This is a genomic window from Streptomyces sp. C1-1 (assembly GCF_050214755.1).
Taxonomy (GTDB): domain Bacteria; phylum Actinomycetota; class Actinomycetes; order Streptomycetales; family Streptomycetaceae; genus Streptomyces.
On record NZ_CP189826.1, the window covers coordinates 8,629,267 to 8,656,265 of the forward strand.

At 73.7% G+C, this 26,999-nt stretch carries 21 protein-coding genes, 2 pseudogenes and 1 riboswitch; of the genes and pseudogenes, 11 read left to right on the forward strand and 12 right to left on the reverse strand.

Annotated features, from left to right (window positions below):
- Position 1: 1 nt before the first annotated feature.
- Positions 2 to 649 carry a TetR family transcriptional regulator gene (locus ACQF4J_RS39225; protein WP_351576912.1) on the reverse strand — a complete coding sequence of 216 codons (648 nt, stop codon included), beginning with the start codon at positions 647 to 649 and terminating at the stop codon, positions 2 to 4.
- Positions 650 to 707: 58 nt separating this feature from the next.
- On the opposite strand from ACQF4J_RS39225, the gene ACQF4J_RS39230 reads away from it, so the two are divergent.
- From ACQF4J_RS39230 to ACQF4J_RS39255, 6 genes are all read left to right on the forward strand, one after another.
- Positions 708 to 1,394 (forward strand): class II aldolase/adducin family protein, encoded by a 687-nt coding sequence (locus ACQF4J_RS39230; RefSeq protein WP_351576909.1) that lies wholly within the window; start codon positions 708 to 710, stop codon positions 1,392 to 1,394.
- The gene (locus ACQF4J_RS39235; protein ID WP_351576906.1) at positions 1,391 to 2,329 is read left to right on the forward strand and encodes a carbohydrate kinase family protein; all 939 of its coding nucleotides are present in this window, start codon (positions 1,391 to 1,393) and stop codon (positions 2,327 to 2,329) included. Before ACQF4J_RS39230 ends, ACQF4J_RS39235 begins: the two co-directional genes overlap by 4 nt.
- Positions 2,330 to 2,418: 89 nt before the next feature.
- Positions 2,419 to 3,972, forward strand: a complete 1,554-nt coding sequence (locus ACQF4J_RS39240; RefSeq protein WP_351576903.1) for an MFS transporter — start codon at positions 2,419 to 2,421, stop codon at positions 3,970 to 3,972.
- Between the two features lie 31 nt (positions 3,973 to 4,003).
- On the forward strand, positions 4,004 to 4,744 hold the full coding sequence (locus ACQF4J_RS39245; RefSeq protein ID WP_351576900.1) for a VOC family protein: 741 nt from the start codon (positions 4,004 to 4,006) through the stop codon (positions 4,742 to 4,744).
- A gap of 101 nt (positions 4,745 to 4,845) precedes the next feature.
- Entirely contained in the window at positions 4,846 to 5,787 is a 942-nt protein-coding gene (locus tag ACQF4J_RS39250; RefSeq protein WP_427168672.1) for an NAD-dependent epimerase/dehydratase family protein, read from the forward strand.
- Complete coding sequence (locus tag ACQF4J_RS39255) at positions 5,784 to 6,719, forward strand: RNA polymerase sigma-70 factor (protein ID WP_351576897.1); 936 nt, start codon at positions 5,784 to 5,786, stop codon at positions 6,717 to 6,719. Before ACQF4J_RS39250 ends, ACQF4J_RS39255 begins: the two co-directional genes overlap by 4 nt.
- A 9-nt stretch (positions 6,720 to 6,728) precedes the next feature.
- Here the strand turns inward: ACQF4J_RS39255 and ACQF4J_RS39260 are convergent, their stop codons facing one another.
- From ACQF4J_RS39260 to ACQF4J_RS39285, 6 genes and pseudogenes are all read right to left on the reverse strand, one after another.
- Complete coding sequence (locus ACQF4J_RS39260; RefSeq protein WP_351576894.1) at positions 6,729 to 7,154, reverse strand: VOC family protein; 426 nt, start codon at positions 7,152 to 7,154, stop codon at positions 6,729 to 6,731.
- 28 nt (positions 7,155 to 7,182) lie between these two features.
- Positions 7,183 to 7,935 (reverse strand): helix-turn-helix transcriptional regulator, encoded by a 753-nt coding sequence (locus ACQF4J_RS39265; RefSeq protein ID WP_351576938.1) that lies wholly within the window; start codon positions 7,933 to 7,935, stop codon positions 7,183 to 7,185.
- Positions 7,936 to 8,192: 257 nt separating this feature from the next.
- Positions 8,193 to 8,606 (reverse strand): annotated as a pseudogene (locus tag ACQF4J_RS39270) (enolase C-terminal domain-like protein); the annotation flags it as partial.
- 6 nt (positions 8,607 to 8,612) lie between these two features.
- Positions 8,613 to 9,065, reverse strand: a pseudogene (locus tag ACQF4J_RS39275) (carbohydrate ABC transporter permease); the annotation flags it as partial.
- A 223-nt stretch (positions 9,066 to 9,288) separates the two neighbouring features.
- A complete protein-coding gene (locus tag ACQF4J_RS39280; protein WP_427167892.1) occupies positions 9,289 to 11,106 on the reverse strand; it encodes an NlpC/P60 family protein in 1,818 nt (605 codons plus the stop codon).
- Positions 11,107 to 11,114: 8 nt separating this feature from the next.
- Positions 11,115 to 11,289: riboswitch (cyclic di-AMP (ydaO/yuaA leader) on the reverse strand.
- A gap of 201 nt (positions 11,290 to 11,490) precedes the next feature.
- Complete coding sequence (locus ACQF4J_RS39285) at positions 11,491 to 11,898, reverse strand: DUF5997 family protein (RefSeq protein ID WP_427167893.1); 408 nt, start codon at positions 11,896 to 11,898, stop codon at positions 11,491 to 11,493.
- A 58-nt stretch (positions 11,899 to 11,956) separates the two neighbouring features.
- On the opposite strand from ACQF4J_RS39285, the gene ACQF4J_RS39290 reads away from it, so the two are divergent.
- The 3 genes from ACQF4J_RS39290 (at position 11,957) to ACQF4J_RS39300 (ending at position 17,478) form a co-directional block, all read left to right on the forward strand.
- Positions 11,957 to 12,703, forward strand: coding sequence for a LysR family substrate-binding domain-containing protein (locus ACQF4J_RS39290; protein WP_427167895.1), 747 nt, complete (start codon positions 11,957 to 11,959; stop codon positions 12,701 to 12,703).
- A 679-nt stretch (positions 12,704 to 13,382) separates the two neighbouring features.
- Positions 13,383 to 15,983 (forward strand): ATP-binding protein, encoded by a 2,601-nt coding sequence (locus ACQF4J_RS39295; protein WP_427167896.1) that lies wholly within the window; start codon positions 13,383 to 13,385, stop codon positions 15,981 to 15,983.
- A gap of 106 nt (positions 15,984 to 16,089) precedes the next feature.
- Positions 16,090 to 17,478, forward strand: coding sequence for an FAD-binding oxidoreductase (locus ACQF4J_RS39300; protein ID WP_427167897.1), 1,389 nt, complete (start codon positions 16,090 to 16,092; stop codon positions 17,476 to 17,478).
- Positions 17,479 to 17,556: 78 nt separating this feature from the next.
- Here the strand turns inward: ACQF4J_RS39300 and ACQF4J_RS39305 are convergent, their stop codons facing one another.
- Together ACQF4J_RS39305 and ACQF4J_RS39310 are read right to left on the reverse strand one after the other, a co-directional pair.
- Positions 17,557 to 20,658, reverse strand: coding sequence for a carboxyl transferase domain-containing protein (locus ACQF4J_RS39305; protein ID WP_427167898.1), 3,102 nt, complete (start codon positions 20,656 to 20,658; stop codon positions 17,557 to 17,559).
- 83 nt (positions 20,659 to 20,741) lie between these two features.
- A complete protein-coding gene (locus tag ACQF4J_RS39310) occupies positions 20,742 to 21,218 on the reverse strand; it encodes an Lrp/AsnC family transcriptional regulator (protein WP_427167899.1) in 477 nt (158 codons plus the stop codon).
- Positions 21,219 to 21,411: 193 nt separating this feature from the next.
- On the opposite strand from ACQF4J_RS39310, the gene ACQF4J_RS39315 reads away from it, so the two are divergent.
- Positions 21,412 to 22,908, forward strand: coding sequence for an FUSC family protein (locus ACQF4J_RS39315; RefSeq protein WP_427167900.1), 1,497 nt, complete (start codon positions 21,412 to 21,414; stop codon positions 22,906 to 22,908).
- Positions 22,909 to 22,997: 89 nt separating this feature from the next.
- On the forward strand, positions 22,998 to 24,026 hold the full coding sequence (locus tag ACQF4J_RS39320) for a lactonase family protein (protein ID WP_351576867.1): 1,029 nt from the start codon (positions 22,998 to 23,000) through the stop codon (positions 24,024 to 24,026).
- Between the two features lie 162 nt (positions 24,027 to 24,188).
- On the opposite strand, the gene ACQF4J_RS39325 is transcribed toward ACQF4J_RS39320, so the two are convergent.
- The 3 genes from ACQF4J_RS39325 to ACQF4J_RS39335 all read right to left on the reverse strand — a co-directional run bounded on the left by ACQF4J_RS39325 (position 24,189) and on the right by ACQF4J_RS39335 (position 26,964).
- Entirely contained in the window at positions 24,189 to 25,112 is a 924-nt protein-coding gene (locus tag ACQF4J_RS39325) for a sirohydrochlorin chelatase (RefSeq protein WP_351470216.1), read from the reverse strand.
- 161 nt (positions 25,113 to 25,273) lie between these two features.
- Positions 25,274 to 26,290, reverse strand: coding sequence for an N-acetylglucosamine kinase (locus tag ACQF4J_RS39330; protein WP_427167901.1), 1,017 nt, complete (start codon positions 26,288 to 26,290; stop codon positions 25,274 to 25,276).
- On the reverse strand, positions 26,287 to 26,964 hold the full coding sequence (locus tag ACQF4J_RS39335; RefSeq protein WP_200700998.1) for a uracil-DNA glycosylase: 678 nt from the start codon (positions 26,962 to 26,964) through the stop codon (positions 26,287 to 26,289). Before ACQF4J_RS39335 ends, ACQF4J_RS39330 begins: the two co-directional genes overlap by 4 nt.
- Between the last annotated feature and the right edge of the window lie 35 nt (positions 26,965 to 26,999).

Below are 26,999 nucleotides of genomic sequence, written 5' to 3' on the forward strand. Positions count from 1 at the left end.
CCTAGGCGCGGTAGCGGGCCGTGACCGCCGTGAGGTAGCCGCGCAGCATCACCTTGGCCTCCTCCAGCAGCTCGGCGTCCCCGAGCGGCTCGCGGCGGAAGGCCTCCTGGGCGAGGGCGTCGGCGGCCAGGACCGCGGAGTGGCAGGCGCGAGCCAGGGCCGCGTCGTCCCGGGCGAGGCCGAGGGCCAGCAGGACACGGCGGATCCCGTCCGCCATCCGGCGCTTGTGGTCGCGGTCGGCGGCCCGGGTCCGCTCGGTCAGACCACTGCCGAACCACAGCGCCCTGAAACCGTGCTCGCTGCGGTAGATCCCGGCGAAGGCGTCGACGAGCATGCCGACCGGATCCTCCCAGCGCTCCGCCGCCGCGGCCTCGACGAGACCGTCCATGGCGGCCTCCAGCTTGGCGAAGTAGCCGGCCGCGAGCGCGTCGATGATCGCGTCGCGGTCGGGCAGGTACTGGTACAGCGAGCCGACCGAGACCCGCGCCGCCGCGGCCACCCGGGTCGTCGTCAGCGCCTCCACCCCGTCCCTGATCAGGATCTGCTCCGCGGTCTCCAGCACGCGTGCCAACCGGGCCCTGCTGCGCGCCTGTTGAGGGGTGCGCCGCAGGGGAGCGGCCTCGCCCGGACGTGCTGTCGGCTCACCCACGGAACAACCTCCGAACCTGAACGTGACTTTGTTTCATGTTTAGGTTACGGTCGCGCCCATGACCGACTCAAGCTCGGCACTTCGGCCGGAGCGGAGCGCCGTGGCGGACGCCTGCCGCCGCCTGGGGGCGGAGGGGCTGCTGATCGGCACGGCCGGGAACGTCAGTGTCCGCGTGGAGGACCTAGTCGCCATCACCGCGACCGGAGCCGTGCTCGCCGAACTCACCCCGGACCAGGTCACCGTCGTCGACCTCGACGGCGAGGTGGTGGCCGGAACCCTGAGGCCGACCTCCGAACTGGACCTGCACCTCGGCGTCTACCGGCGCTACGGCACCGGCGCGGTCGTCCACACCCATGCGCCCATGGCCACCGCACTCTCCCTCGTCCTCGACGAACTGCCCTGCGTGCACTATCAGTTGCTCGCCCTCGGTGGCACCGTACGCGTCGCACCGTACGCCACCTTCGGCACCCCGGAACTCGCCGAGTCGGTCCTCGCCGCGCTGGAGGGCCGCAGCGCCGCGCTCATGGCCAACCACGGCGCCCTCACCCACGCCCCCACCCTCGACAAGGCCGTCGAGCACGCCCTGCTGCTGGAGTGGGCGTGCGGCGTCTACCAGCGTGCCGCCGCGCTCGGCACCCCGCGCGTCCTCGACGAACAGCGGCAACTCGCGGTCATCGAGGCCGCGATCGCCCGCGACTACGGCACCACCCATCCCGTACCACCCGCGCAGGAGGGAACCCGATGAAGGCACAGCAGGTCGTCACGATGGGCGTGCACGTGCTGGACGTGCTGGTACGGCCGGTGGAGGAGATACCCGAGGGCCAGGGCGCCACCCTCGTCGACGACATCCGGATGACCGCCGCCGGCACGGCCGCCGGCACCGCGCTCACCCTCGCCAAGCTCGGCGCGGAGGTCCGCACCACCGGGGCGATCGGCACCGACCCGACCGGCGACATGCTCGTCCAGCTGCTCAACAGGGCGGGCATCGACACGGAGTTGCTGGTCCGCCGTATCGACACCTCCACCTCCGCCAGCGTCCTGCCGATCCGCCCCAACGGCGACCGGCCCTCCCTCCACCTGCTCGGCGCCAACATCACCTACGGTCTCGACGACGTCCCCTGGGACGCGGTCGCCGAGGCCACCCATCTGCACCTGGGCGGCCCGGAACTGATCGGCGCCGATGTCGCGGCGCGCATCCTGCACTTCGCGCGGGAACACGGCGTGGTCACCTCCGTCGACCTCCTGGCCCCCGGCGAACTGGGCACCTACGACCAGATCGAGCCCCTCCTCAAGTACGTCGACTACCTGCTCCCCAACGACGACCAGGTCCTCGGCTTCAGCGAGGAGGAGGACCTGGTGAGCGGCGCGAAGAAGTTCCTGACCGCCGGGGCCGGGCTCGTCGCCGTCACCCGCGGCGGCGACGGCGCCCTGCTGGTCACCGCCGACGGCACCGAATCGGTCCCGGCCTTCGAGGTGGACGTCGTCGACACCACCGGCTGCGGCGACGCGTTCTCGGCCGGGTTCCTGCGCGGAATCGGCCTGGGCCGCACCCCCCGCGAGGCCGCCGTGCTCGGCAGCGCGGCCGCGGCACTGGTCGCGCAGGGGCTCGGCAGCGACCACGGGGACTTCGACCTCCCCGAGGCCGACGAGTTCGCCATGACCCACAAGACCCGGGACTGACGGGCGGCCCGCGAACCGAGTGGTGAGCCCCGCGGCGGGGGCGTACGGTCGGACAGTGAACGCCGTCGTTCACCGAGAGCAAACGCACCATGAGCAGCAGCCCGCAGCCGACCTCCGCAGCACAGGCCACCACCCGGGAACCGGGCGGCGGGGGACACGGCATGGCGCTGCTCGTCATCGCGTCCTGCCAGCTCATGGTGGTGCTCGACATCACCATCGTGAACATCGCGCTGCCGCACATCCAGAGCGCCCTGGACTTCTCCACCACCAGCCTGTCCTGGGTGGTAAACGCCTACACCCTGACCTTCGGCGGACTGCTGCTGCTCGGCGGGCGCACCGGCGACATCCTCGGCAGGCGCCGCATGTTCGTCTTCGGGGTGCTGCTGTTCGCGCTCGCCTCTTTGCTCGGCGGGCTCGCCCAGAGCTCCGGTGAACTCCTGGCCGCACGCGCCCTGCAGGGGGTCGGCGGGGCCATCGCCTCCCCGACCTCGCTCGCCCTGATCAGCACGACGTTCCGTGAGGGCCCGGAACGCAACCGCGCCTTCGGCGTCTTCGCCGCGGTCTCCTCCGGCGGCGGCGCGATCGGCCTGCTCGCGGGCGGAATGATCGTCGAGTGGCTCAACTGGCGGTGGGTGTTCTTCGTCAACGTGCCCATCGGGGTGCTGATCGCCCTCGCCGCACCCCGCTGGATCAGGGAGTCCGAACGCCACCCGGGCCACTTCGACATCGCCGGCGCGCTGACCTCCACGCTGGGCATGGTGCTGCTGGTGTACGGGTTCATCAGGGCCGCGCAGGAGGGCTGGCGGGACCCGTTCACCCTGGCCTCGTTCGGCGCCGCCGTGGTCGTCCTCGCCGCCTTCGTCCTGATCGAGCGGCGCTCCGACCAGCCGATCACCCCGCTGCACATGTTCGCCGACCGCAACCGCGCGGGCACCTACGGCATCATGCTGAGCCTCGCCGCCGCGATCTTCGGCATGTTCTTCTTCCTGACGCTCTTCGTCCAGGACGTGCTGGGCTTCAGCCCGCTGCAGGCAGGGCTCGCCTTCCTCCCGGTCAGTGCGGTGATCGCGGTCGGCGCGGCGCTCGCCTCGCGGTTCCTGCCCCGGTTCGGTCCCAAGCCGTTCATGGTGGTGGGCGCCGTGCTCGCGGCGGCCGGTCTGGCCTGGCTCACCCTGACCGACGTCCACTCGACCTACGCCGGCAGCATCCTCGGCCCGATCTGCGTCTTCGGCCTGGGCATGGGCATGGAGTTCGTCTCCCTCACCCTCATGGCGCTCTCCGACGTCCCCGTCCGGGAGACCGGCGCGGCCTCCGGGCTGCTCAACGCCACCCAGCAGGTGGGCGGTTCGCTCGGTCTGTCCATCCTGGTCACCATGTTCGGCACGGCCAGCACCAACGAGGCCCACAAGCAGGTCTCCCGCTTCCTCGCGCAGGCCACCCCGGCCGAGCGCCTGCGCTTCCGGCACACCGGCAAACTCCCGAGCCCCTGGTCCGACGAGGTCCTCACGGCCGGCATCTCCGCCGCCTTCGTGACGGCCGCGATCTTCACCGTCGTCGCCGCCCTGGTCGCCGTCCTCGCCATCCAGGTCCGCCCGTCCGACCTGGAACGCCTCAAGGGCGGCATGGGCCCCGGAGCTGTCTGAGCCCACGCGGCCGGTGCATAGGATCACCGGCATGGCAGTGCGACCTGTTCAAGTGAACATCAAGGCCCTCGACCCCGTGGCGGTCGGCCGGTTCTGGGCGCAGGCGCTCGGCTGGAGCGCCTACCACCCCGGTGTGACCACCTACGTCGGACCCGCCGGCGGCCCGGTCTGGCCGGACCCGCTCTGCGTGGGCATCGACGTCGTTCCCGTCCCCGACCCCCGGACGACGACGAAGAACCGTGTGCACCTCGATCTCGCCACCACCTCCGAGGCCCACCGGAGGGAGCTGGTCGAGCGCGTGCGGGACCTGGGGGCGACGCCCGTGGACGTCGGCCAGGGCAGCGTGCCGTGGACGGTCCTCGCCGACGTCGAGGGCAACGAGTTCTGTGTGCTGGAGCCCCGGGACGTCTACCGGGACACCGGCCCGATCGCCGCGATCGTGGTCGACTGCGCCGATCCCCGGGCCATGGCCCGGTTCTGGGGCGAGGCGATGGACTGGACCCTGCACGAGGTGGCCGACGACCGCGCGGTCTGGCGTTCCGCCGAGGGCACCGGCCCGTACCTTGAGTTCCTTCGCACACCGGACGTGAAGACCGCGCCGGACCGCGTCCATCTCGACCTGCTGCCCCGCCCCGGCGACGACAAGGAGGCCGAGGTGGCCCGGCTGCGTGCCCTCGGAGCCACCGACCTCGACCTCGGCCAGGGCGACGTCCCCTGGACCTGCCTGGCCGATCCGGAGGACCACGAGTTCTGCGTGCTCGCCCCGCACTGACCCAGGTGCGCGGCCGGTGGCCGCGGAGATCGCCCTGCCATGTCACAGCCACGGGTGGCTGTCTCGTCCTCTCAGTGAGAACTGATGAGGGGACCGGGAAGGTGATCATCGTGCGGGTGTTCGTGGCGGGCGGATCCGGGGTGCTCGGGCGGCGGCTGGTGCCGCAGCTCGTGGCCGGGGGACATCAGGTGACGGCTACGACGACCGGCGCGGCCAGGCTGGAGCTGCTGCAGCGGCTGGGCGCGCAGGGCGTCGTGATGGACGGACTGGACGCGGCCTCGGTCGGCGAGGCGGTCGCACAGGCGCGGCCGGACGTGATCGTGCACCAGATGACCGCGATCTCGGTGGCGCACGCGGGCAAGCCGGACCTGAAGCATCCGGACCGCTGGTTCGCCAAGACCAACCGGCTGCGCACCGAGGGCACGGACCACCTGCTGGCCGCGGCCCAGGCGACCGGCGTCCCGCACGTCGTCGCCCAGGGATACGCGAGCTGGAACGGCATCCGGCAGGGCGGCCGGGTGAAGACCGAGGAGGACCCGCTGGACCTCCTGGAGGGCACGGCCGCGCAGGCGGGCATGGAGGCGATGCGGCACGCGGAAGAGGCGGTCCTCGCGTACGGCGGCGCGGTGCTGCGCTACGGCGCCTTCTACGGGCCCGGCGCCATCGACGACCAGGTCGTCCTGGTGCGCAAGCGGCAGTATCCGCTGGTCGGCAGCGCCGCGGGTTACAGCTCCTGGATCCACCTCGACGACGCCGCCGGCGCCACGGTGCTGGCCGTGGAGCAGAAGGCGGCCGGCGTGTTCAACATCGTCGACGACGAACCGGCCCCGGCGAACGAGTGGCTGCCCCATCTCGCCGAGTGCGCCGGGGCCAAGCCGCCGCGCCGGGTGCCCGTGTGGCTGGCCCGGCTGCTGGCCGGCGACCAGGCGGTGATCATGATGACGCAGGGGCGGGGCTTCTCCAACGCCAAGGCCAAACGGGAGCTGGGCTGGCAGCTGCGCCACCCGTCCTGGCGCCAGGGCTTCAAGGAGGAGCTGGCGTGACCCGCACCGAGGAGTTCGAGGAGCTGCGGCCGCTGCTGTTCGCCATCGCCTACCGGATTCTCGGCAGCGTGAGCGAGGCGGAGGACGCGCTCCAGGAGGCCTGGCTGCGCTGGCAGGCCGCCCCGACCCGGCCCACCTCGACCAAGGCCTACCTGTCGGCGGTGGTCACCCGGATCTGCGTCGACGTCCTGCGCTCGGCCCGGGTACGGCGGGAGGAGTACGCCGGCCCGTGGTTCCCCGAGCCGCTGCTGGCCGACCCCTACGAGGACCCGGAGCGCTCCGCCGAGCTGTCCGACTCGCTGTCGATGGCCGCCCTGTTGCTGCTGGAACGGCTGACCCCGCTGGAGCGTGCGGTCTTCGTGCTGCGGGAGGTCTTCGGGTTCGGCTTCCCGGACATCGCCTCGGCCGTGGGCCGCTCGCAGGCGGCGTGCCGCCAGCTCGCCGTACGGGCCCGCCGGCACATGGACGCCGGCCGGCCCCGGTTCGAGGCCGGCCGCAAGGAGCGCGAGGAACTCGCCGGGCGGTTCTTCGACGCGTTCCGGGAGGGCGACGTCGACGCGCTGCGCGAACTCCTCGCCGCCGACGTGCACATGGCGGGCGACGGCGGCGGCAAGGCGCCGCAGCTGGCCGACGCGGTCGTCGGCGCCGAGCACGTGGCCCGCGTGCTCGCCGAGTTCGCGCCGCAGATCGGCAGCGTCGGTGTCGTGGTGGAGCCGCGGCAGGTCAACGGCCGGCCGGGCGCGCTCTTCCGCGACCGGGAGGGCAGGATCGTCAGCGTCATGGCGCTCGACGTCGTCGGCGGACGGGTCGGGGCGATCCGTTCGGTGATCAACCCCGACAAGCTGGGGCACCTGGGGCCGGTGGCGGACGCGTGGGCGCTCAGGCGGGAGGCGGAGCGGGCGCGCCGGCTCCAGACCGGCCGGACCGGCTGAGCGCGCACCTCAGCCGACAGTCGTCCCGCCCCACTCCTCCGGAGCCACGTCCGCGAGCGTCTGCGAGAACGTCCACTGGTGCCCGGCCGGGTCCTCGGCCGTGTACTGGCGCTCGCCGTACTCGAAGTCGGTCGGCTCCATGAGGATGCTGGCGCCGTGCTCCCGGGCCCGCTCACAGTGGGCCCGGGCGTCCGCCACACGGACGGTGACCGAGTGCGTGACCTCGCCGGGGCGGGGCGGACGGCGGTCCTTGCGGACGTCTCCGACGATCACCGCCCCGTCGCCGTAGGCGAGTTGGGCACGGTGGTCCTCGCCGATGCGCACCCGCTCGACGAAGCCGAAGGCCGCGCCCAGCCAGTCGACCGCCGCGCGCACGTCCGGGTAGATCAGCACGGGGATGACGGTCGCGGCGGGGACTGAACGGTTCGGCTTCATGACGGACTCCGAAGGATCGACGGCACCCCTACGGCCGTGCGGACGGTGTGGGCACCAGGCCGATTCGCTGGGCGCGCAGGACCGTGCTGACGCGGTCGCGTGTACCCAGTTTGCGGTAGATCTTCTCGATGTGCTTGTGGACCGTACGGTCCGAGATGCCGAGCCGGCGGCCTATCGCGGCCGCGGTCAGCGCGTCCGTGAGCAGGAGCAGGACCGCCGTCTCCCGGGGCGTCAGCCGTGTGTCGGCCGCCTGGTGGGCGGCGCCGGCCGAGCGCCGCAGGCGTTCCAGCAGCTGCCGCTGCCGATCGACCGCGGCCAGCAGCGGCTGCAACTCCCCGGCCACCCGGACCTGGTCGTCGGTGAAGTCCCGGCCCGAGCGGTAGACCATGCAGCCGGTGACCGGGCCCGTCGCCTTCGGCAGCGGGATCGCCAGCACGTGGTCGGCGTCCATCAGGCCGCCGATCAGCCGCGCCGTCGGGCTCGAGGACCAGGCGCGGCCGGCCGCCCGGCGGGCGGTGAGCGGGGTGCGGTCCCGGCCCGCCGTGTACAGGGGCGCGAAGGGGTAGCCCTCCCGCAGCAGTCCCACGGACTCCTCGCCGAGCCGGGCGAACCCGTCGGCGACGGCGGCGGGCATGCCGACCGTGCCCGAGGACGCGTTCCACTCGTCCAGCTTGTAGATCAGCGTCTCGCCACCGCACAGGGTCGGCAGCGCCTCGGCCAGCAGCGGCCACAGCCGCTCCGGCTCGGGCTCGTTGAGGGCCGCGACGGCCACCGCCAGCATGCGTTCATGGGCTCCGCCCAGCGCCTGTGCCACGTTCCGACTCCGCGTACGCAGTTGTACCCATACCGAACGGCGTCCACGGTGCCCGAGACTGCACACGGGCGACAGAGACGCTCTCGGAAACACTCCAGCACATCGTCGCTCCGGCGGCCGCGGCGGGGGAGACCCGGCGGTTCAGGTGGGGGACGGCCGGTGCACCTCCGGCCCCGGATCCCGTGCGGGCCGCCGGAACGGGGGACCGGCGGCCCGCACCCGGGTCACCAGCGTGGCAGCCGTAGCTCGTAGTCCGGCTGGATCCGGCGCATGTAGCCCGTGTCGTCGCGGCCACGCACCCCCGACTCCACGTACAGCCGGTGCAGCCTCTGAAGTGCCTCGTGGTCCAACTCCACGCCCAGTCCCGGCCCTTCGGGGACCGCGACCTCGCCGTCACGGAACTCGAGGACACCCGGACGGATCACGTCGTCGGCGGAGTTCCACGGGTAGTGCGCGTCGCAGGAGTGGTCGAGGTTGGGGATGGCCGCGGCGACATGGGTCATGGCGGCGAGACTGATGCCCAGGTGCGAGTTGGAGTGCATCGACAGCCCCAGTCCGAACGCCTCGCACACGGCCGCCAGTTCACGGGTGCGGCGCAGCCCGCCCCAGTAGTGGTGGTCGGTGTGGTTGACCGTGACGGTGAGCAGGAGCGTCACGCAGAGCAGTACGACGGAGGCCGCCGAGGCGCCGCCGATGTCGTTGCGGGTGAAGCCGAGGGTGTAGGCGCGGGTCATCCAGACGTCCGTCGATCCGGCGGGACCGCCACCGGTGAGGACGTACACCTCCGTGAACACCCGCAGTCCGCGGATGGCGGCGAGCGTGAGGACGATCCCGAGCGCGGGCCGGATCGCGGGCAGCGTGATGTGGCGCAGCCGCTGCCAGAGCGTGACGCCGTCCATCGCGGCCGCCTCGTACTGCGAGCGGTTCACCCCCGCGAGCCCGGCGAGGATGATCACCATGTTGTAGGGGGCGCCCATCCAGATGCCCATGATCATGGTCGACCACAGCGCGGTGCCGGGGTCGTCGAGGAACTGCACCGGGCCGAGGCCGAGGAAGCCCAGGGCGTTGTCGATCAGGCCGTCGGAGGTCGGGTCCATTCATGTTCGTGAACTTGCATCACGAACATGAATGACGGTGCTCAAGCTGCGAATCATGTCATCCGCATGTCAAGACATGAATGAAAGCTTCACGGAGCCTCTGCAGGGCCTGCCGACGGTGTGCCGGAACGGGACGTCACGACGAAGGGCCCCGCGCCGGCTGGCGGCGCGGGGCCCGGAACGTTCTTCGGTTGTGGACTGGTCGAGGCTGTGACCGAAACCGTCAGGCCGGTCGCACGGCGATGCGGATCGCCGCCTCCCCGGCGTTGTGGATCGACTCCTCACGGATGACGGAGCCCGGACCGGGGGCGTGGATCATCAGACCGTTGCCCGTGTAGAGACCCACATGGCTGAAGTTGTCGTGGAAGAAGATGAGGTCACCGGGACGGCTCTCGGCGAGGGGGATCACCGTGCCGGCGCTCGACTGCTCGTGCGTGCTGCGCGGCAGCGCGACCCCGGCGGCCTTCCAGGCGGCCTGGGTGAGCCCCGCGTTGTCGTACGACTCCGGGCCGACGGCGCCCCACAGGCACGGCCTGCCGATCTGCGCGCGGGCGAACTCCACGGCCCGGTCGGCCTTCGTGCCGGTGGACGTCTCGACGGCCGGGACGCCCGTCTCCAGGACGGTCGGCTGTGGCACCCGCCGCTCCTCGACCACCGGCACGCCGGTGTCCAGAACCGACGGCTCCCGCAACCTCCGCGCCTCGTCGGCCCTCCGCCGAGCCTGCTCCTGAGCAACCGGATCCCGCCAGTCGGCCTGCGGCACCGCCGCCGCGACGATCTGCTGTGCGCCGGTGTCCCAGCCGGGCTGGGCGGGGGCGGACGGGGCCATGGTCTGTGCGACGAGCTGTTGTGCGCCGGTGTCCCAGCCGGGCTGGGCGGGGGCGGACGGGGCCATGGTCTGTGCGACGAGCTGTTGTGCGCCGGTGTCCCAGCCGGGCTGTGCCGGCGCGGTGGTGGTGTTCGTGCGTGCCGTGGCTGTCTGCTGCGCCGGTATCGCCCAGCTCGGCTGTGCGGGTGCGGACGGGGTCATCGTCTGTGCGACGAGTTGTTGTGCGCCGGTGTCCCAGCCGGGCTGGGCGGGTGCGGACGGGGTCATCGTCTGCGTGACGAGCGGTTGCGCCCCGGTGTCCCAGCCGGGCTGTGCCGGCGCGGCCGCGGGCTGCTGGGGCTGGGCTGTCCAGTCGGGTTGGGCCGGTGCGGGTTCGTTCATCGTGCGGGCCGTGGCCGCCTGCTGGACCTGGGCTGCCCAGCTGGGCTGCGCCTGGGTGGCCTCGATCGGCGCGGCGGCCGCGCTCTGCGGGGCCGCCTGCCAGGTGTTCCGGTCCTGCTGCGGTGCGACGGCGGGACGCGGGGCGGAGGTCTGCCGGGCGACGTACCGGTACAGCAGGTCGCTCGCCGCGGCGACCTTGCGCTGGTTCTCCTGCTTGGATCTGCGCAGCGAAGTCTGCCTCGACTCCGCGGGGGCAGGGGCCACGGGGGCTGCTTCCTGGCGGGGCTGCGGCACAGCGGGAAGCGCCGCCGTCGGGCCGGCGGGCAGCTCGGCCACCGGGCGACGGGGCCCGGCGGCGGGCAGCTCGGGCACGGCCCGGGTGGGAGCCTCCAGCTCACGGGCCGCACGCGTCTGAACCGGGCGCGCGGGCCGGGTGGCCGCGGGACGCCTGGCCGGTGTGCGGTCGGACGGGAGGATCGCCGGGACGGTCGGCCCGATGGACGCCCGGGCCATGTCGAACCACTGCCGGCTGACGTTGTCCAGGTCGGGGTCCGAGCCCCTGCGCGGCTGACCACCGCGCTCGCCGGTGCCCCGCGCGTTCTGCACGCGGGTCAGGTTGAACTGCCCGGTGTCTCCTTCGGCGCGGTCGTACAGGTTGCTCACCCGCTGCTGGACGTCCTCCCGGCTGGGTGCTTCGTCGCCCGTCTGGGGCGCGGCGTCGGCCGTCTGCGAGAACAGGGCCACCGAGGTGAGGGCGGCCGTCGCGAGGGCGGAGTTGCGCATACCGGGGAGGCCGAAGCCTCCGGCACGCGACGATCGTTCCGGCGCCATGGGGGCCGTACTCCTTCCGTACTCCGCCTACCGAGTTAGCTGTCGGGTTCGGGCGGTCAATTCCGGAAGGCATGCCCTACGGCCCTTGCGCCGAAGCGCAGTCGGGCCGATTCACCCCATGAATCGGTTGGGTCCCCGGTTCCGGCTGCCGCGGAGGCGCACCGGATTCGGCGGAGGCCGCTCTTCCCGACGGGGTTCGCCGGAGTGACACGAGCGGCCTGAGGCCAAGTTAGCCAACTTGTGCGGCTCGTGTGAAGGTTGACGGCCGGAATGTCCGATACGCTTTTGTGACCTTCGTCGTGACGCTCCGTCAGATGCCTCGACGGTGGACAGAGGGCGTGGGTGCGGTGACAAAGAGTCACCGAACCCCTCGTCCGCGGGGCGTCAGGAACGCGAGCCCTGGTCCTGGTCGGCCGCCCGCTCGGCGTTGCGCTTCTTGATCCGCGCGCCCTCCTTGCGGACCTCGGCCTGCGTGGCGCGCTCCTTGACCAGCCACTCGGGCTGCTCCTGCTTCAGGGCCTCGATCTCCTCGGTGGTGAGGGCATCCGTGACCCCGCCGCGCGCGAGACCGGAGATGGAGACGCCCAGCTTCGCCGCGACCACGGGACGGGGGTGCGGACCGTTGGCCCGCAGCTCGTGCAGCCACTCGGGCGGATTCGCCTGGAGCTCGTCGAGCTGGGCGCGCGAGACGACACCCTCACGGAACTCTGCGGGGGTGGCCTCGAGGTACACACCCAGCTTCTTCGCCGCGGTGGCGGGCTTCATCGTCTGGGCGGTCTGGTGCGACTTCATGGGGTCCAGGGTATCGAGCGCGTACGACGCCTCCGACCACGGCCGGTAACCTGGCGGGGTGACAGGCTCGGAAGCATCCCAGACGTTCCGGCTTGCGTACGTCCCGGGGACGACGCCCGCCAAGTGGGTGCGGATCTGGAACGAGCGCCTGCCCGACATCCCGCTGACCCTCCAGCCCGTACCGGCGGCCGAGGCCCCCGACGTGCTGCGGGCCGGCGAGGCCGACGCGGGGCTGGTACGGCTCCCGGTGGACCGTACGTACTTCAGCGCCATCCCCCTCTACACCGAGACGACCGTGGCCGTCGTCCCCAAGGACCACGTGATCACGGCGGCGGAGGAGATCACCCTCGCCGACCTGGCCGACGAGGTGCTCTTCCACCCCCTCGACGACGTCTTCGACTGGGACGCCCCGCCGGGCGAGCCCGCCTTCGAGCGCCCCGCGACGACCGAGGACGCCGTCGAGCTCGTCGCGGCGGGCGTCGGCCTCCTGGTGGTGCCCCAGTCCCTGGCCCGCCTCCATCACCGCAAGGACCTCACCTACCGTCCGGTGACCGACGCGCCCCGGTCGAGCGTGGCCCTGTCCTGGCCGGAGGACTCCACCACCGACCTGGTGGAGGACTTCATCGGCATCGTCCGCGGCCGTACGGTCAACAGCTCCCGCGGTCGCAAGCCGCAGGCGGCCGAGAAGGCCGCGGACAAACCGGCGCCCCGCCGCAAGCCCGCGGCGGCGAAGACGCCGGCCCGCAGCCCCAGGGCGGGCACGTCGAAGACCCCCAAGCGAGGAAAGCCCCGCCGCCGCTCCTGAGCCACCCGGCGGACATCCCGGCCGACGGGCCACGGCGCAGGCCGGCCATGGCCGCGGCCGGCCGCCCGCCGCCGGGTGGGCGCTGCCGCGCCGGAGCGACCGATGCCGGGCGGGCGCTGCCGCGATGGACTGCACGCCGCCGGACGGGCACTGCCGGTATGGAGCGCACGCCCCGACCTGGTACCGCGGCCGGCCGGCCGCCCGTCGCGGGGTGGGCGCTGCCGCGCCGGAGCGACCGATGCCGGGCGGGCGCTGCCGCGATGGACTGCACGCCGCCGGACGGGCACTGCCGGTATGGAGCGCACGCCCCGACCTGTACCGCCGCGGCCGGTCAGCCGCCCGTCGCCGGCCGCCCGTCGCCGGCCGGGAACGGCCGCGCCGGCCGGGAACGGCCGCGCCGGACGGGAACGGCCGCGCCGGAGCGCGCGCCGCTGGCCGGGCACGGCCGAGACAGACGGCACGCCGCCGGCCGGGCACGGCCGAGACGGACCGCACGTTGCCGGGCGGGCACCGCCGCACCGGAGCGCACGCCTCCGTACGGCCACCGCCGAGACAGACCGCACGCCGCCGTACGGCCACCGCCGCCCCGCCCCGTACACCACTGCACGACCACGCTCCGGCTGCCTCCGCCACCCCGCTCGCGAAGACTTGGCCGCTGCCCCGGTGGCACAATCGGTGAGTGGACCGGGGGATCCTCGAGCGTGAGCCCGAGCTGGAGCTGCTGGCCTCGGCCGCACGGCAGGCGGCGGACGGCGCCGGTGCGGTCGCGCTTGTCTTCGGCGAGGCGGGAATCGGCAAGTCGAGCCTGGTCGGGGCCCTGCCCGACCGGTTGCCGGGGCAGGCGCGCGTGCTGGTCGGCCAGTGCGACGACCTCGCCACCCGGCGCCCCCTGGGCCCCTTCCGCGACCTGGTCGGCAGCGTCGGCGCCGAACTCGCCCGAGCCGTCACCGAGGGCGCGGACCGGCACCGCGTCTACGAGTCCCTGCACGCCGAGCTCGCCGTGACTCCGCATCCTGCGGTACTCGTCGTCGAGGACGTGCACTGGGCCGACGAGGCGTCCCTGGACGCCCTGCGCTTCCTCGTGCGGCGCATGGACCGCCTGCCCGCCCTGCTCGTCCTGACCTACCGCGACGACGAGCTGAACAGCGGCCACCCCCTGCGTCACCTCCTCGGCCAGGTCTCCCGCGCGCCCCGCGTGCACCGCCTGCCCCTGGCCCGGCTCTCCCTCGACGCCGTGACCGAGCTCAGCACGGCCGGCCGGCTCGACCCGGCGCAGGTGTACCAGGTGACCTCCGGCAACCCCTTCTTCGTCACCGAGGTCCTGGCCGCCGGCGGCACGGGGGGCGTGCCGCCCACGGTCGTCGACGCGGTGCTCGCCCGGCTGCGCGGGCTGCCGCCGGCCACCGTGGACGCCCTGGAACAGCTCGCCGTCGTTCCCTCGGCCGTCGAACGCCGGCTCGTCGACGCGCTGGTCACCGACGGCGTGGCGGTCCTCGCCGAGGCCGAACAGCGCGGGCTGCTCACCGTCACCCCGGAACGGATCGTCTTCCGGCACGAGCTGATCCGGCGCGCCGTCGCCGACTCCGTGCCCGCCGCCCGGCGCATCGAGCTCGACCGCCAGGTCCTCGCCGCGCTCGTCGCCCGGCCCGGCGCCGACGCCGCCCGCGTCGTCCACCACGCCGCGCGGGCCGGTGACCTGGACGCCATCGCCCGCTACGGCCCGGACGCCGCCCGGGACGCCGCCGCCGCCGGCGCCCACCGCGAGGCCGCGGCCCACCTCGGGCTCGTCCTGCGCCAGCGCCACCGCTACGGCCCGGCCGAACTCGCCGACCTGCTCGAACGCCTCGCCGTGGAGAGCTACACCATCGCCGACACGGCCGCCGCCGTCACCGCCGAGCGCCAGGCCGTCGCCCTGCGCCGCTCACTCGGCGACATCCTCGCCCTCGGCTCCGACCTGCGCTGGCTCTCCCGCATCCACTGGTGGGCCGGCGACGCCGACGAGGCCCAGGCCGCCGCCCGCGAGGCCGTCACCGTCCTGGAGCACGCGGGCGACGACCGCCTGCTCGCCCTGGCCGTCAGCAACATCGCCCAGCTGCGCATGCTGTCCGACCGCTACCCCGAGGCCGTCGAACACGCCGAGCGCGCCATCGTGCTGGCCCGCAAGGCCGACGACATGGCGATCCTCTCGCACGCTCTCAACAACCTCGGCACGGCCCGCTGGCGGGGCGGTGACCCCGACGGGCGCAAGCAGCTGGAGGAGAGCCTGGAGGTCGCCCTCGGCGCCGGCGAGGTCGAGCACGCCTGCCGCTCCTACGCCAACCTGATCTGGACCTTCCTGGACAACCTGCAGTACGCGGACGCCGACCGTTTCCTGCCGCCTGCCCTGGACCTGGCCGACCGCGCCGAGCACCTCGGCTTCCTCACCTACCTTCACGTCGAACTCGCCCTGCGCCGCCTCGCCGCCGCCGACTGGGAGGACGCCGAACGGCACGCCGAGTTCGGCATCCACGACTTCCCGCCGGCCCGCTGCCCCGCCCTGACCGTGCTGGCGCGGGTGCGCATCCGCCGCGGCAGGCCCGGGGCCGGTGAACTCCTCGCCGAGGCGCGGGAGATCGCCGTACGGACCAGGGAGCTGCAGCGCACCGGCCCGGTGGCGGCCGCGCAGGCGGAGGCGGCCTGGCTGCGCGGGGACGCGGACGCCGTGGTGCGGGCCGCGGCCCCGGTGCATGCCCAGGCCCGCCACCTGCCCGGCATCCCCTACGGCGCCGAACTCGGCTACTGGCTCACCAAGGCCGGGCATCCGGTGCCCGCCGACGACTCCGACCACCCCTACGCCCTGCAGACGCGCGGCCACTGGCGGGAGGCCGCGGCCGTCTGGAAGGCCGCCGGCTGCCCCTACGAGCACGCCGCCGCCTTCGCGGAGAGCCCGCACCCCGCCGACAAGCTCGAGGCCCTCGCCGAACTCGACGACCTGGGCGCCGAACCGCTGGCCCGCCTCGTCCGCGCCGAACTGCGCCGGCTCGGGGTGCGGCACATCCCGCGCGGCCCGCTCGCGGCCACCCGGGGCAATCCCGGCCGGCTCACCGAACGTCAGCTCCAGGTGATGCGGCTGCTCGCCCGGGGTCTGACCAACGCGGAGATCGCCGCGCGCCTCGTCGTGTCCGTCCGTACCGTCGACAACCACGTCCGCGCCGTCCTCGGCAAGCTGGACGCGCCCACCCGTCGGCACGTCGCCGCCCGCGCCGCGGAGCTGGGACTGCTGCCCGAGCGCGAAACGTAGGTATCGCGGGCGGCCGAGGTAGGTGATGCCCACCGATGCCCGCAGCCGCGCAACCCGAGTAGAACGTGCGTATCGACCCGACTCACGAAGAAACGGGGGATATCGCATGACCAACACACCGTCCCAGGCGGCACAACGGGAACTCGCGGACTTCACGGGGGAGCTGATCGGCCCCGAGGACTCCGGCTACGAGCAGGCCCGCGCCGTCTACAACGCGATGATCGACCGGCGTCCCGCTCTCGTCGCCCGCTGCGCCGACGCGGACGCCGTCGCCCGGGTGATCGGCTTCGCCCGCGCCCACGACCTGCCCCTCGCGGTCCGCGGTGGCGGCCACCACGGGGCCGGCATGGGCACCGTGGACGGGGGAGTGGTCGCCGACCTGTCCCCCATGAAGGAGATCCACGTCGACCCCGAGGCCCGCACGGTCACCGTCGGCGGCGGCTGCGTCTGGGGCGAGGTGGACCGCGCCACCCACGCCCACGGCCTGGCCACCCCCAGTGGCATCGTCTCCACCACCGGCGTGGGCGGCCTCGCGACCGGCGGCGGCCTGGGCCACCTCACCCGCAAGTGCGGCCTGACCATCGACAACATCCTCTCCGCCGACGTCGTCCTGGCCGACGGCCGGCAGGTGCGCGCGAGCGCCGACGAGAACAGCGACCTGTTCTGGGCACTGCGCGGAGGCGGCGGCAACTTCGGCGTCGTCACCTCCTTCCGGCTCCGGCTGCACGAGATCGACACGGTGGTGGCCGGGCCGACCTTCTGGCCCGTCGAGATCGGCGCCGACGTCCTCGCCGCCTACCGGGACTTCCTCCCGAACGCGCCCCGCGACCTCAACGCCTTCTTCCTCTACGGCACCGTGCCACCGGCGCCGCCGTTCCCCGAGGAGATCCAGCTGCGCAAGACCGCCGGCGTCGTCTGGTGCCACACCGGCGGCGACCCCGAGGCCGCCGCGCGCGAGATGGCACCGCTGCTCGACGCCCTGCCGGAGCCGATGCTGCACGCCGTCGGACCGATGCCCCACCCCGACCTGCAGGGCATGTTCGACGGGCTCTACCCGCCCGGCCACCAGTGGTACTGGCGCGCCGACTTCGTCGAGGAGATCCCGGACGAGGCCGTCCAGCTGCACGCCAAGTTCGGTGCCGAGGTGCCGACGGTCCAGTCGACGATGCACCTCTACCCGATCGACGGCGCCGCCCACGACGTCGGCCCCGACGAGACACCGTGGAGCTATCGGAGCGCCCGGTGGTCCACCGTCTACGCGGGCGTCGACCCCGACCCCGCCAACGCCGAGCTGATCAAGCGCTGGGCGGTCGACTACTCCGACGCCCTGCACCCGTACTCGGCGGGCGGCGCCTACGTGAACATGATGATGGACGAGGGCCAGGAACGGATCCGCGCCAGCTACGGCGGCAACTACGCACGGCTCGCCCGCGTCAAGGCCGACCTCGACCCGGACAACGTCTTCCGCCTCAACCAGAACATCCGGCCCACCTGACCGCATCCGAGGACCGGACGGTGCCCCGGGCGGGGGACGGGGCACCTCCGGCATCCGTGCCGGCCTCCCCCTGCCCGCTCACCAGGTGTCCACGAACGGGCGGTGACCCGGCGGCGGGACGGGGCACCCGTCCAGCGCCGCCAGGATCCACTCCCGCGACCCGGCCGGGTCGATGACCGCGTCGATCTCCAGCGCGGCCGCCGCGTTGACCGCCTTCCCGCGTTCGTACAACTCGGCGACGCGCTCCTCGAAGGCGCGGGCCCGCTCGGCCGGGTCGGCGATCGCCGCCAGCTCCTTGCGGTAGCCGAGACGGACCGCGCCCTCCAGGCCCATCCCGCCGAACTCCCCGCTCGGCCAGGCCACCGTGGCCAGCGGAGCCCGGGTGGAGCCGCCCATCATGGCCATCGCCCCGAGGCCGTAGGCCTTGCGCAGCACCAGACTCACCAGCGGCACCCGCAGATTGGCCCCCGTCACGAACAACCGCGCGAAGTGCCGCACCGTGGCGGTGCGTTCGGCGTCCGGTCCGACCATGAACCCCGGGGTGTCGCACAGCGAGACGACCGGCAGCCCGAACGCGTCGCACAACTGCAGGAAGCGCGCCGCCTTGTCGGCCGCGTCCCGGTCGATCGCCCCGCCCAGATGCGCCGGATTGCTGGCGATCAACCCCAACGGCCGCCCCTCGATCCGCACCAGACAGGTCAGCACCCCGACCCCGAACCCCGGCCGCAGCTCCAGCACCGAGTCCGTGTCCGCGAGCCCCGCGACCGCCGACCGCATGTCGTACGCCCGCCGCCGGTTCTCCGGCACGACGTGGCGCAGCAGCCGCTGGTCCGGCGCCTCCCAACTCGCCCGCGCGCCTTGGAAGTACGACAGATACCGGCGCGCCACCCGCACGGCCTCCGCCTCGTCGGCGACGACGACGTCCACGACACCGTTGGGCACCTGCACCGACAGCGGGCCCACCTCCTCCGGCCGGTACACACCGAGCCCGCCGCCCTCGATCATGGCGGGCCCGCCCATCCCGATGGTCGCGTCGGGCGTGGCGATCACGACGTCGCAGCAGCCCAGCAGCGCCGCGTTGCCCGCGAAGCAGCGGCCCGAGACGACGCCGACCAGCGGAACCGTCCCGCTCAGCCGCCCCATCCGCCCGAAGGTGGTCACGTCCAGTCCCGCGACGGCGGTGGTGTCCGTGTCCCCGGGCCGGCCCCCACCGCCCTCCGCGAACAGCACGACGGGCAGCCGCCGTTGCTCGGCGAGCTCCAGCATCCGGTCGGTCTTGCGGTGGTTCTGCAGTCCCTGGGTGCCCGCCAGGACCGTGTAGTCGTACGACATCAGGACGCAAGGCCGGCCGTCGACGCTCCCCGTGCCGGTCACCAGGCCGTCGGCCGGCGTCGAGCGGATCAGGTCGTCCAGGGAACGGCGCCGGCGCTGGGCGGCGATCGCCAGGGCGCCGAACTCGGTGAAGGTGCCCGGGTCGCACAGGTCGGCGATGTTCTCGCGGGCGGTGCGGCGTCCGAGGGAGTGCCGCCCGGCCACCGCCTCGGGGCGGTTCTCGTCCAGGCCGAAGGAGTGCCGGTGGACGACCTCGGCGAGATCCGGGCGGATCGCGTCGGGGTCGGCCCGTTCGGCGGTACCGGTGTCGTGGTGCGCGCCGGTCATCTCGTCGAGGGTGGCCAACAGGGCTCCCTCGCCGACCGTTTCGCCCACGCGCGCGTGCAGCAGCCGTACCACTGCGGAGCCGGGTGCCCGAACGACGTGCTCCATCTTCATCGCCTCCAGCACCAGCAACTGCTGCCCCGCGTCGATGCGTTGGCCCGGGGTGACGTCGACGGAGACGACGGTTCCGCCCAGCGGCGCGAGGACCGTGCCGTCCACGGCCGCCGCGCCCGGCCCGGTGAAGGCCTCCGCGAGTTCCGCCACCACACCCGTGTGCGCCCAGAAGCGCGGTTCGGCGAGCACCTCCCGCAGCAGCGGAATCCCGGTCCGCACTCCCTCCACCCCGAACTCGCCCAGCGCCCGCCGCGCCCGCGCGCAGGCCGCCTGCACCCCGCCGGACGGGACGTGCGCGATCACCTTCGCCAGCAGGGGGTCGTACCGCATGCCGACCTCGGCCCCCGCCCGGACGGCCGTGTCCACCCGGATGCCGGGCCCGGTCGGCAGGTCGAAGCGCGAGATCCGTCCGGCCTCCTCGGCGCCGACCCGCGCCTGCACGGCGAACCCGCGCGGCGCGGGCGGCGGCCCCGACAGCCCCAGCTCCTCCAGCGTCGCCCCGCCGGCGAGCCGCAGTTGCAGGGCGACCAGGTCGAGGCCGGTCACCTCCTCGGTGACCGTGTGCTCCACCTGGAGGCGGGGGTTGGCCTCGATGAAGGAGAACTCCTCGTCGCGCACCAGGAACTCGAAGGTGACCAGGCTGGAGCAGCGGGTGGCACGGGCCAGCCGCAGGGCCGCGCCCAGGATCTTCTCCCGTACGTCGTCGCGGAGTTCGGGAGCGGGCGCGATCTCGATCAGCTTCTGATGGCGTCGCTGGGCGCTGCAGTCCCGGTCCCACAGGTGCGTGACGGCGCCGGTCGTGTCCCCGGCGATCTGCACCTCGATGTGCCGGGCGCCCTCCAGCAGCCGTTCCGCGTACAACTCGCCCCGTCCGAAGCCCTGTTCCGCCTCCGAACGGCACCGCTCCCACGCCTCCGGCAACTCCTCGGCCCGGCGCACCACCCGCATCCCGCGACCGCCGCCCCCGCCGGCCGCCTTGACCATCACGGGGCCGTCCGCCAGCAACTCCCGTGCTGCCTCGGGCCCGTCGGCGCCCGCGAGCACCGGGACCCCGAGCCCGGCGGCGAGCTCCCGGGCCCGGCGCTTGTCCCCGAAGACGTCCAGGACCTCGGGCGAGGGCCCGACGAAGACGATCCCGGCCTGGCCGCAGCGGCGCGCGAACCCGGCGTCCTCGCTCAGGAAGCCGTAGCCGGGGTGGAGGAAGTCGCACCCGGTGGCGCGGGCGGCGGCGAGCAGCGCGTCACCGTCCAGGTATCCGCTCAACGGCACCGCCTCGTCGGCCGGCCGTGTGTGCGCGGTGTCGCCCTCCTCGTAGACCGCGACCGTACGCAGCCCGGCTTCCGCCGCGGCGCGCAGGACACGTACGGCGATCTCCCCGCGGTTGGCGACGAGCACGGCGGCAGCACCCATGGGAGTCCTCCAGGACACGGACCTCATCGACCGGCCCGGTCATGATCTCAGGCTCACCCGTCGGGCGGCCGCCGGGTGCCAGGTCACTTCCGCGCCCCGCGCCCGATCGACTCGACCAGCGGCAGCAGCCGCTGCGGGACGCGTTCGCGCAGGGCCACCTCGGTGCGGGTGCGGACCACGCCGGGCAGGCTGATCAGCTTCTGGATCACATCCTCCAGGTGGGCGTTGTCGCGCGCCACGACCCGGGTCAGCAGATCGCCGCCGCCCGTGATGGAGAAGGCCTCCACGATCTCCGGTACCGCCGCCAGGGCGTCCCCCACGTCGTCGAGGTGCCCCTGGGTGACCTCGATGTGCACGAACGCGAGGACGGGGTGGCCGAGCGCGGCGGGGGAGAGGGTGGGGCCCGTTCCCGTGATCACGCCGTCCCGCTCCAGCCGGTCGAGACGGGCCTGCAGGGTGCCGCGGGCGACTCCCAGGATGCGGGCGTACTCGCGCACGCTCGTACGGGGCTGCTCCAGCAGCAGCCGCAGGATGCGGGTGTCGAGCTGGTCGACCGCCATGTGCCGGATCTCCTCGTGCGTGGTCCGTTGGCCCGCCCGTGGCCGCCCCCGAACCGATGTAGCTGCGCCAATGGCCCAGCATAATCGGCGTCGCTTGAGCCAGCAGGACGGAGGATGCTGCAATGAGGACGTCGATGGCGCTGCGGACCCCGCGGCGCCTTTTTCATGCCGGCGTGCAAGGGGGCGGGTAAGCGTGTTGAAGAGGGTGTTCGTGGCTCCGGACCCGGGGCGGCTGCGGCTGCGGTTCGCCGCGCGCGCCGTCGTCGGGATCGGGGCGGCCGTGGTCCTGTGCGGTCTCGCCGGACTGTCCCTCCCCGGTACGGTCACCGGCGGCCTGGCCGCGCTGCTGGCTCTGTTCACCGTCTCCGACGCCACCGTCCGCGGGCAGGCGGTCACCACCGCGCTGCTGCCCGCCGTCGGCCTGCCGGTGCTCGCCGCCGCGGCCGGGCTGCACGCCCACCCCGTCGCCCGCGACCTCGTCTTCCTCGCCGTCGTCGGCGCGGGCGTGTACGCCCGCCGCTTCGGCCCGCGCGGGCACAGCCTCGGCGTGCTCGCGTTCATGACCTTCTTCATGGCGCAGTTCCTGCACGCGACGACCGGGCAGCTGCCCGAGCTGTACGTCGCCGTCGTCCTGTCCGTGCTCACCGCCGCGGCCGTGCGCTTCGGCCTGTGGTGCTACGAGGCCCAGCTGCCCCCGGCCCCCGCGCCCGCCCCGCCGCAGGCCGGCGGACTGGCCCGGGTGACCACCCGCCAGGCCGTCCAGGCCACCGCCGGCGCGGGTTTCGCGCTCCTCGTGGGCCAGCTCGTGTCCGGACAGCGCTGGTACTGGGCCGTCGGCGCCACCTGGTGGGTCTTCGTCAACACCGCCTCGCGCGGCGAGACCCTGGTCCGTGGCTTCCGCCGGGTCCTGGGCACCGTGATCGGCATCGGCCTGGGCGTCCTGATCGCCGTTCCGGTGGACGGTGCGGGCCTCCCCACGGCCGTACTCCTCGCCGCCTGCGTCTTCGGGATCTTCTACTCGGCCGCGGTCTCGTACACCTGGATGATGCTCTGCGTGACTCTGCTCGCCGAGCTGCTCTACGGGCTGCTGGGCGTACTCACCCCCGGCCTGCTGGTGCTGCGCCTGGCGGAGACCGCCGTCGGAGCGCTGGGCGCCGCGCTGGCCGTGCTCCTCGTCCTCCCGGTCACCACCCACACCGCCACCGACGCCTGGATCCAGCGCGCCCTGCGCTGCGTGCACGCCTGCACCGCGGAGGCGGCCGCGCGGCTCGCGGGCGTCCCCGACACCGACCCGGCGGCGAAGGTGGCCGAACTGGAACAGCTGCTGGGCCGCGTACGGCTGTCCGTGGCGCCCCTGGTGCACCCGCTCAACCCGATGCTGGGCCGCAAGCGGCGCGCCCGCCGGGTGCTGGACCTGCTCGACGACTGCGCCCGCGAGATCCGCGGCCTGGTCGCGGTCGCCGCCGATCCGGAGGCCTCCCACGACGCCCGGCTGGCCGCCGCCTGCTGGCGGGTGGAGGCCGCCGTCGAGGCGCTGACCGGCGACGGACGCGAACACCCCGCGACCCTCGTCGGCGAGCCGCCGGTGGCCGAACCCGCCCTGACCCACCTGCACGGTCTGGAGCGGGCCCTCGCGGAACTCGCGACACCGCTGCGGACGCCCTCGCGTTCCCGCCTGGTGGGCGCGTGACGGCCGGACTTTCCACCCCTTTGGTCTAGACCTCGCTTGATCGACTGCTACGGTCGCCTCCGACGGCACAGAACCGAGAGGGGACAGCGGTGACAGACTGCGGGCGGCGACGGCGGGCCTTCATCGGGTCGTTCACGGCGGCGGGAGGCCCCGGGATCGTGATGGCGGCCGTGGCGGACGGCGGCGGCCTGAACCTGCTGGGCAGCGTCGACGGCCTGCCCGACCCGTCCTACCTGGCGCTGAGCCCCGACGCGGCCACCCTCTACGCGGTCAGCGAGACGGCCGAGGGAGCGGTGGCCGCGTACCGGGTACGGGGGGACCGGCTGGAACGAGCTGGCGCTCCCGTCCCGGTCGGCGGCCAGGAGCCGACGCACCTGAGCGTCCTCGCCGGACACGTCCTGACCGCCAACTACGGCTCCGGCAGCGTCTCCGCCGTACCCCTGCGCCCGGACGGCACCCTCGCCGACACCGTCTCCGGCATCCTGCGGCACACCGGATCCGGCCCCCACGCCCGCCGCCAGCAGGGCCCGCACGCCCACCAGGTGCAGCCCGACCCCAGTGGCCGCTGGGCCGTCAGCGTGGACCTCGGCACGGACTCGGTCCGCGTGTGCGCCCTCGACGGCGGCGCCCTCGCCCTGCACCGGGAATGCCCCCTGCGCCCCGGATCGGGCCCGCGTCACCTCGCCTTCCACCCGGACGGCACGCGCGCCTACGTGGTCAACGAACTCACCCCGACCGTCACCGTCTGCCACTGGGACGCCGACGCGGGCACGCTCAAGCCGCTCATCGAGGTCCAGGTGCTGCCCGGCGCCCCGGCGGGTGACGCCTATCCCTCGGGGGTCGTCGTCTCGCCCGACGGCCGTTTCGTGTGGACGGCCACCCGGGGCGAGGACGTCCTGTCCACCCTCGTGGTGGAGGGCGACGGACTGCGGTTGGCCGGCACCGTCCCGTGCGGCGGCGACTGGCCCCGAGCCCTCACCGAGTCCCACGGCATCCTCTACGCCGCGAACGAGCGCTCCGGCGAGGTGACCTGGTTCGCCGTCGACCCGGCCACGGGACTGCCCCGCTACGAGGGCTCGGTGATGGTTCCCGCCGCCTCGTGCGTGGTCTTCGCCTGAGTCCGGCAGACCACGAAGCCGCAGAGAACGAAGCCGCAGAGAACGAAGCCGCAGAGAACGAAGCCGCAGAGAACGAAGCCGCAGAGAACGAAGCCGCAGGGCCCGCTCCGAAGTCCGGAGCGGGCCCTGCGGCGTTCGTACGGCGATGCCGTGCGCGTCGCGTCAGCGGACCGGCGCACCCTGCGGCTGCTGCGGGGCGATGCCCAGCGCCGTCGTGTACTTGGCCAGCGCGAGCTTGCCGATCGCCGGGTACGGGCCGAGCGCCTCGGCCGCGGAGCAGCCCGCCTCCCTGGCCGCCTCCTCGATCAGACCCGGGTCGATCTCCGGCCCTATCAGGTACGGCGCCAGCGCCAGCTGCTGCGAGCCCGAGGAACGCAGCTGCTCGGCCACGGACGCGATCGCACCCTCCTGGTCCAGGGCCGCCGCCATCACCGGCACCGCCAGGCGCGCGGCGAGCAGCATGCCGGTGATCCCCGCCGCCTGCACCGCCTCGTCACCACCGACGGAGGCCAGGATGATGCCGTCCGCGGCGGTCGCCACCGTGAACAGGCGGGCCCGGTCGGCACGGGCCAGACCGGCCTCCGACAGCCGCACGTGCAGCGCCTCGGCGAGCAGCGGGTGCGGGCCCAGCACATCGGTCAGGTCGGCCGCGACCCGGCTGTCCATGACGGCCTGGCGGATGACGCGCAGCAGCGCGCTGTCCGGGCCGGCAAGCAGCGGCACGACGACGGCCACGGGGCCGTCCGGCTCCTTGACGTCGAGACCGGCGGCCTTGGCCTGCTCATAGCGGGCCGAGCGCTCCTCGGCGGCGTGCGCGAGCACGGACTGGAGCGTGGGGAACTCCGCGTCGTCCCCGTCCAGGTAGCCGATCCGCGCGTCGAGGCCGGGGAGCTCGGAGCGGGCGATGCTCACGACCTCCTCGGCGAGACTGCGCGTGGGAGCGGCGGGAGTGCCCGGCACCGCGAGGACGAGCGCGGGCGCGCCCTCGGGAGCCGCCAGCGGCTCGGGTCGGCGGTGCCGCCCGGGCTGGCGAGGTCGCGGCATTCGTACTGGCAGGCCGGACGCGGGTCCAGTGGGGGAGCTCATGGCGACGCATGTTACTGGCTTCCTGGGCTCCCCTGTTCGGGGAGGGTGCAGGTGAGCGGTATCCGTCCGGTTTTGTCTGATGAGTAACGTACGGATCAGAAGTGATCGGAGCACGAACCGGGCGCATCACCAAGCATGGGGAGAAGCCCGGGGATGGTCGCTTATGCGGTCACCACGGACAACATCGCCGCGTCACCCGGCAGGGTGAGACCGTCGGCCGCCAGATCGGCGGCGATGCGCGAAGCGCCGCTGAGCGGATCACCGGAGGCCATCTCCCGGCGCGCCCACGGCAGCTTTTCGGCCAGTTCCTCCTCCAGCGGTACGAGGAGGGGCTCGCCCATCTTGAACAGGCCGCCCGTGAAGGCGACCACGGGCTCGCCCGCGGCCGGGCAGACCGCGGCGGCGGACTCGGCCATGTGCCGCGCTGCCGCGCGCAGGATGCCCGCCGCCACCGGATCGCTCTCGGCGCAGGCGGCGACCTCCGGTGCGAAGGAGGCGAGGACGGCGGGGCGGTCCGGACGGGGGTAGAGCCGCCCAGGAAGCCCCGGCAGGGGCCCGAACAACCCCTCGGCGCGCGCCCGCAGGGCCGCCGACCCACCGGCCCGCCCGTCGAACGCGCGCAGCGCGGCCTCCAGCCCGGCCCGCCCGATCCAGGCGCCGCCACCGCAGTCACCGAGCAGATGGCCCCAGCCGTCCGCACGACGCCAGCCGGTCAGGTCGGTGCCGATGGCGATCAGCCCCGTGCCGGCCGCGACCACGGCACCGGCGCGCGGACCGAGCGCACCGACGTACGCGGTGACCGCGTCGGCCGCCAGGGCGACTCGCCGCACCCCGAACTCCCGGCTCAGCGCGCCCGGAAGCTCGGCTCTCAGCCCGTCCCCCAGCGTGGCGAGCCCGGCAGCCCCGACGGCCGCCGCCCGCAACCGGGTCACACCGCTCTCGGCGAGCAACGCCCGCACCATGGGCACCAGTTGCTCCATCAGATGCCCGGGGTCGATCCCGCGCGGCCCCGTCCGCACCGGCAGCGGCGACGACGCCTCGGCGAGGGTGGCCCGCTTCAGGCTCGCGACGGCGGCACGCAGCCCGGAGCCCCCGGAGTCGACGGCGAGGACACCGACGGCACCCCCGCCCCGCCCGGCGGAGTCCGTGTCCGGTCCCCCCGGGTCCCCGTCGGTCACGGCAGACGCCAGTCCACCGGCTGGCCGCCCTGGCCGATCAGCAGGTCGTTGGCGCGGCTGAAGGGACGGGAACCGAAGAAGCCGCGGTCGGCCGACATGGGGGAGGGATGGGCGGACTCGACCGAGGGAAGGCTGCCGAGAAGGGGCCGCAGGTTGCGCGCGTCACGGCCCCACAGGATGGACACCAGCGGTTTCCCGCGGGCGGCCAGGGCCCGTATCGCCTGCTCGGTGACCTCCTCCCAGCCCTTGCCCCGGTGCGCGCCGGGCTTGCGCGGGGAGGTGGTCAGCGCCCTGTTCAGCAACAGCACGCCCTGCCGCGTCCACGGCGTCAGATCGCCGTTGGACGGCTGCGGCAGGCCCAGGTCGGTGTTCAGCTCCCGGAAGATGTTGATGAGACTGCCCGGCAGCGGCCGCACCTCCGGTGCCACCGAGAAGGACAGTCCCACCGCGTGTCCCGGGGTGGGGTACGGGTCCTGACCGACGATCAGGACCCGTACCTCGTCGAAGGGCTGCTGGAAGGCGCGCAGGACGTTCGCTCCGGCCGGAAGGTAGGTGCGCCCCGCGGCGATCTCCGCACGCAGGAAGTCCCCCATCTCGGCGATCCGTCCGGCGACGGGTTCCAGGGCCTTCGCCCAGCCCGCTTCGACGATTTCATGCAACGGTCGTGGTGCCACGGGCGTCACCCTACTGCCGTACGGGCAGCGGAGAT

What these genes read in the sequence shown, in the direction of transcription:
- ACQF4J_RS39230 (WP_351576909.1), top strand. Translation starts at nt 708, where the DNA reads ATGACCGACTCAAGCTCGGCACTTCGGCCGGAGCGGAGCGCCGTGGCG.
- ACQF4J_RS39235 (WP_351576906.1), top strand. Translation starts at nt 1,391, where the DNA reads ATGAAGGCACAGCAGGTCGTCACGATGGGCGTGCACGTGCTGGACGTG.
- ACQF4J_RS39240 (WP_351576903.1), top strand. Translation starts at nt 2,419, where the DNA reads ATGAGCAGCAGCCCGCAGCCGACCTCCGCAGCACAGGCCACCACCCGG.
- ACQF4J_RS39245 (WP_351576900.1), top strand. Translation starts at nt 4,004, where the DNA reads ATGGCAGTGCGACCTGTTCAAGTGAACATCAAGGCCCTCGACCCCGTG.
- ACQF4J_RS39260 (WP_351576894.1), bottom strand. Translation starts at nt 7,154, where the DNA reads ATGAAGCCGAACCGTTCAGTCCCCGCCGCGACCGTCATCCCCGTGCTG.
- ACQF4J_RS39265 (WP_351576938.1), bottom strand. Translation starts at nt 7,935, where the DNA reads ATGCTGGCGGTGGCCGTCGCGGCCCTCAACGAGCCCGAGCCGGAGCGG.
- ACQF4J_RS39280 (WP_427167892.1), bottom strand. Translation starts at nt 11,106, where the DNA reads ATGGCGCCGGAACGATCGTCGCGTGCCGGAGGCTTCGGCCTCCCCGGT.
- ACQF4J_RS39285 (WP_427167893.1), bottom strand. Translation starts at nt 11,898, where the DNA reads ATGAAGTCGCACCAGACCGCCCAGACGATGAAGCCCGCCACCGCGGCG.
- ACQF4J_RS39300 (WP_427167897.1), top strand. Translation starts at nt 16,090, where the DNA reads ATGACCAACACACCGTCCCAGGCGGCACAACGGGAACTCGCGGACTTC.
- ACQF4J_RS39305 (WP_427167898.1), bottom strand. Translation starts at nt 20,658, where the DNA reads ATGGGTGCTGCCGCCGTGCTCGTCGCCAACCGCGGGGAGATCGCCGTA.
- ACQF4J_RS39310 (WP_427167899.1), bottom strand. Translation starts at nt 21,218, where the DNA reads ATGGCGGTCGACCAGCTCGACACCCGCATCCTGCGGCTGCTGCTGGAG.
- ACQF4J_RS39325 (WP_351470216.1), bottom strand. Translation starts at nt 25,112, where the DNA reads ATGAGCTCCCCCACTGGACCCGCGTCCGGCCTGCCAGTACGAATGCCG.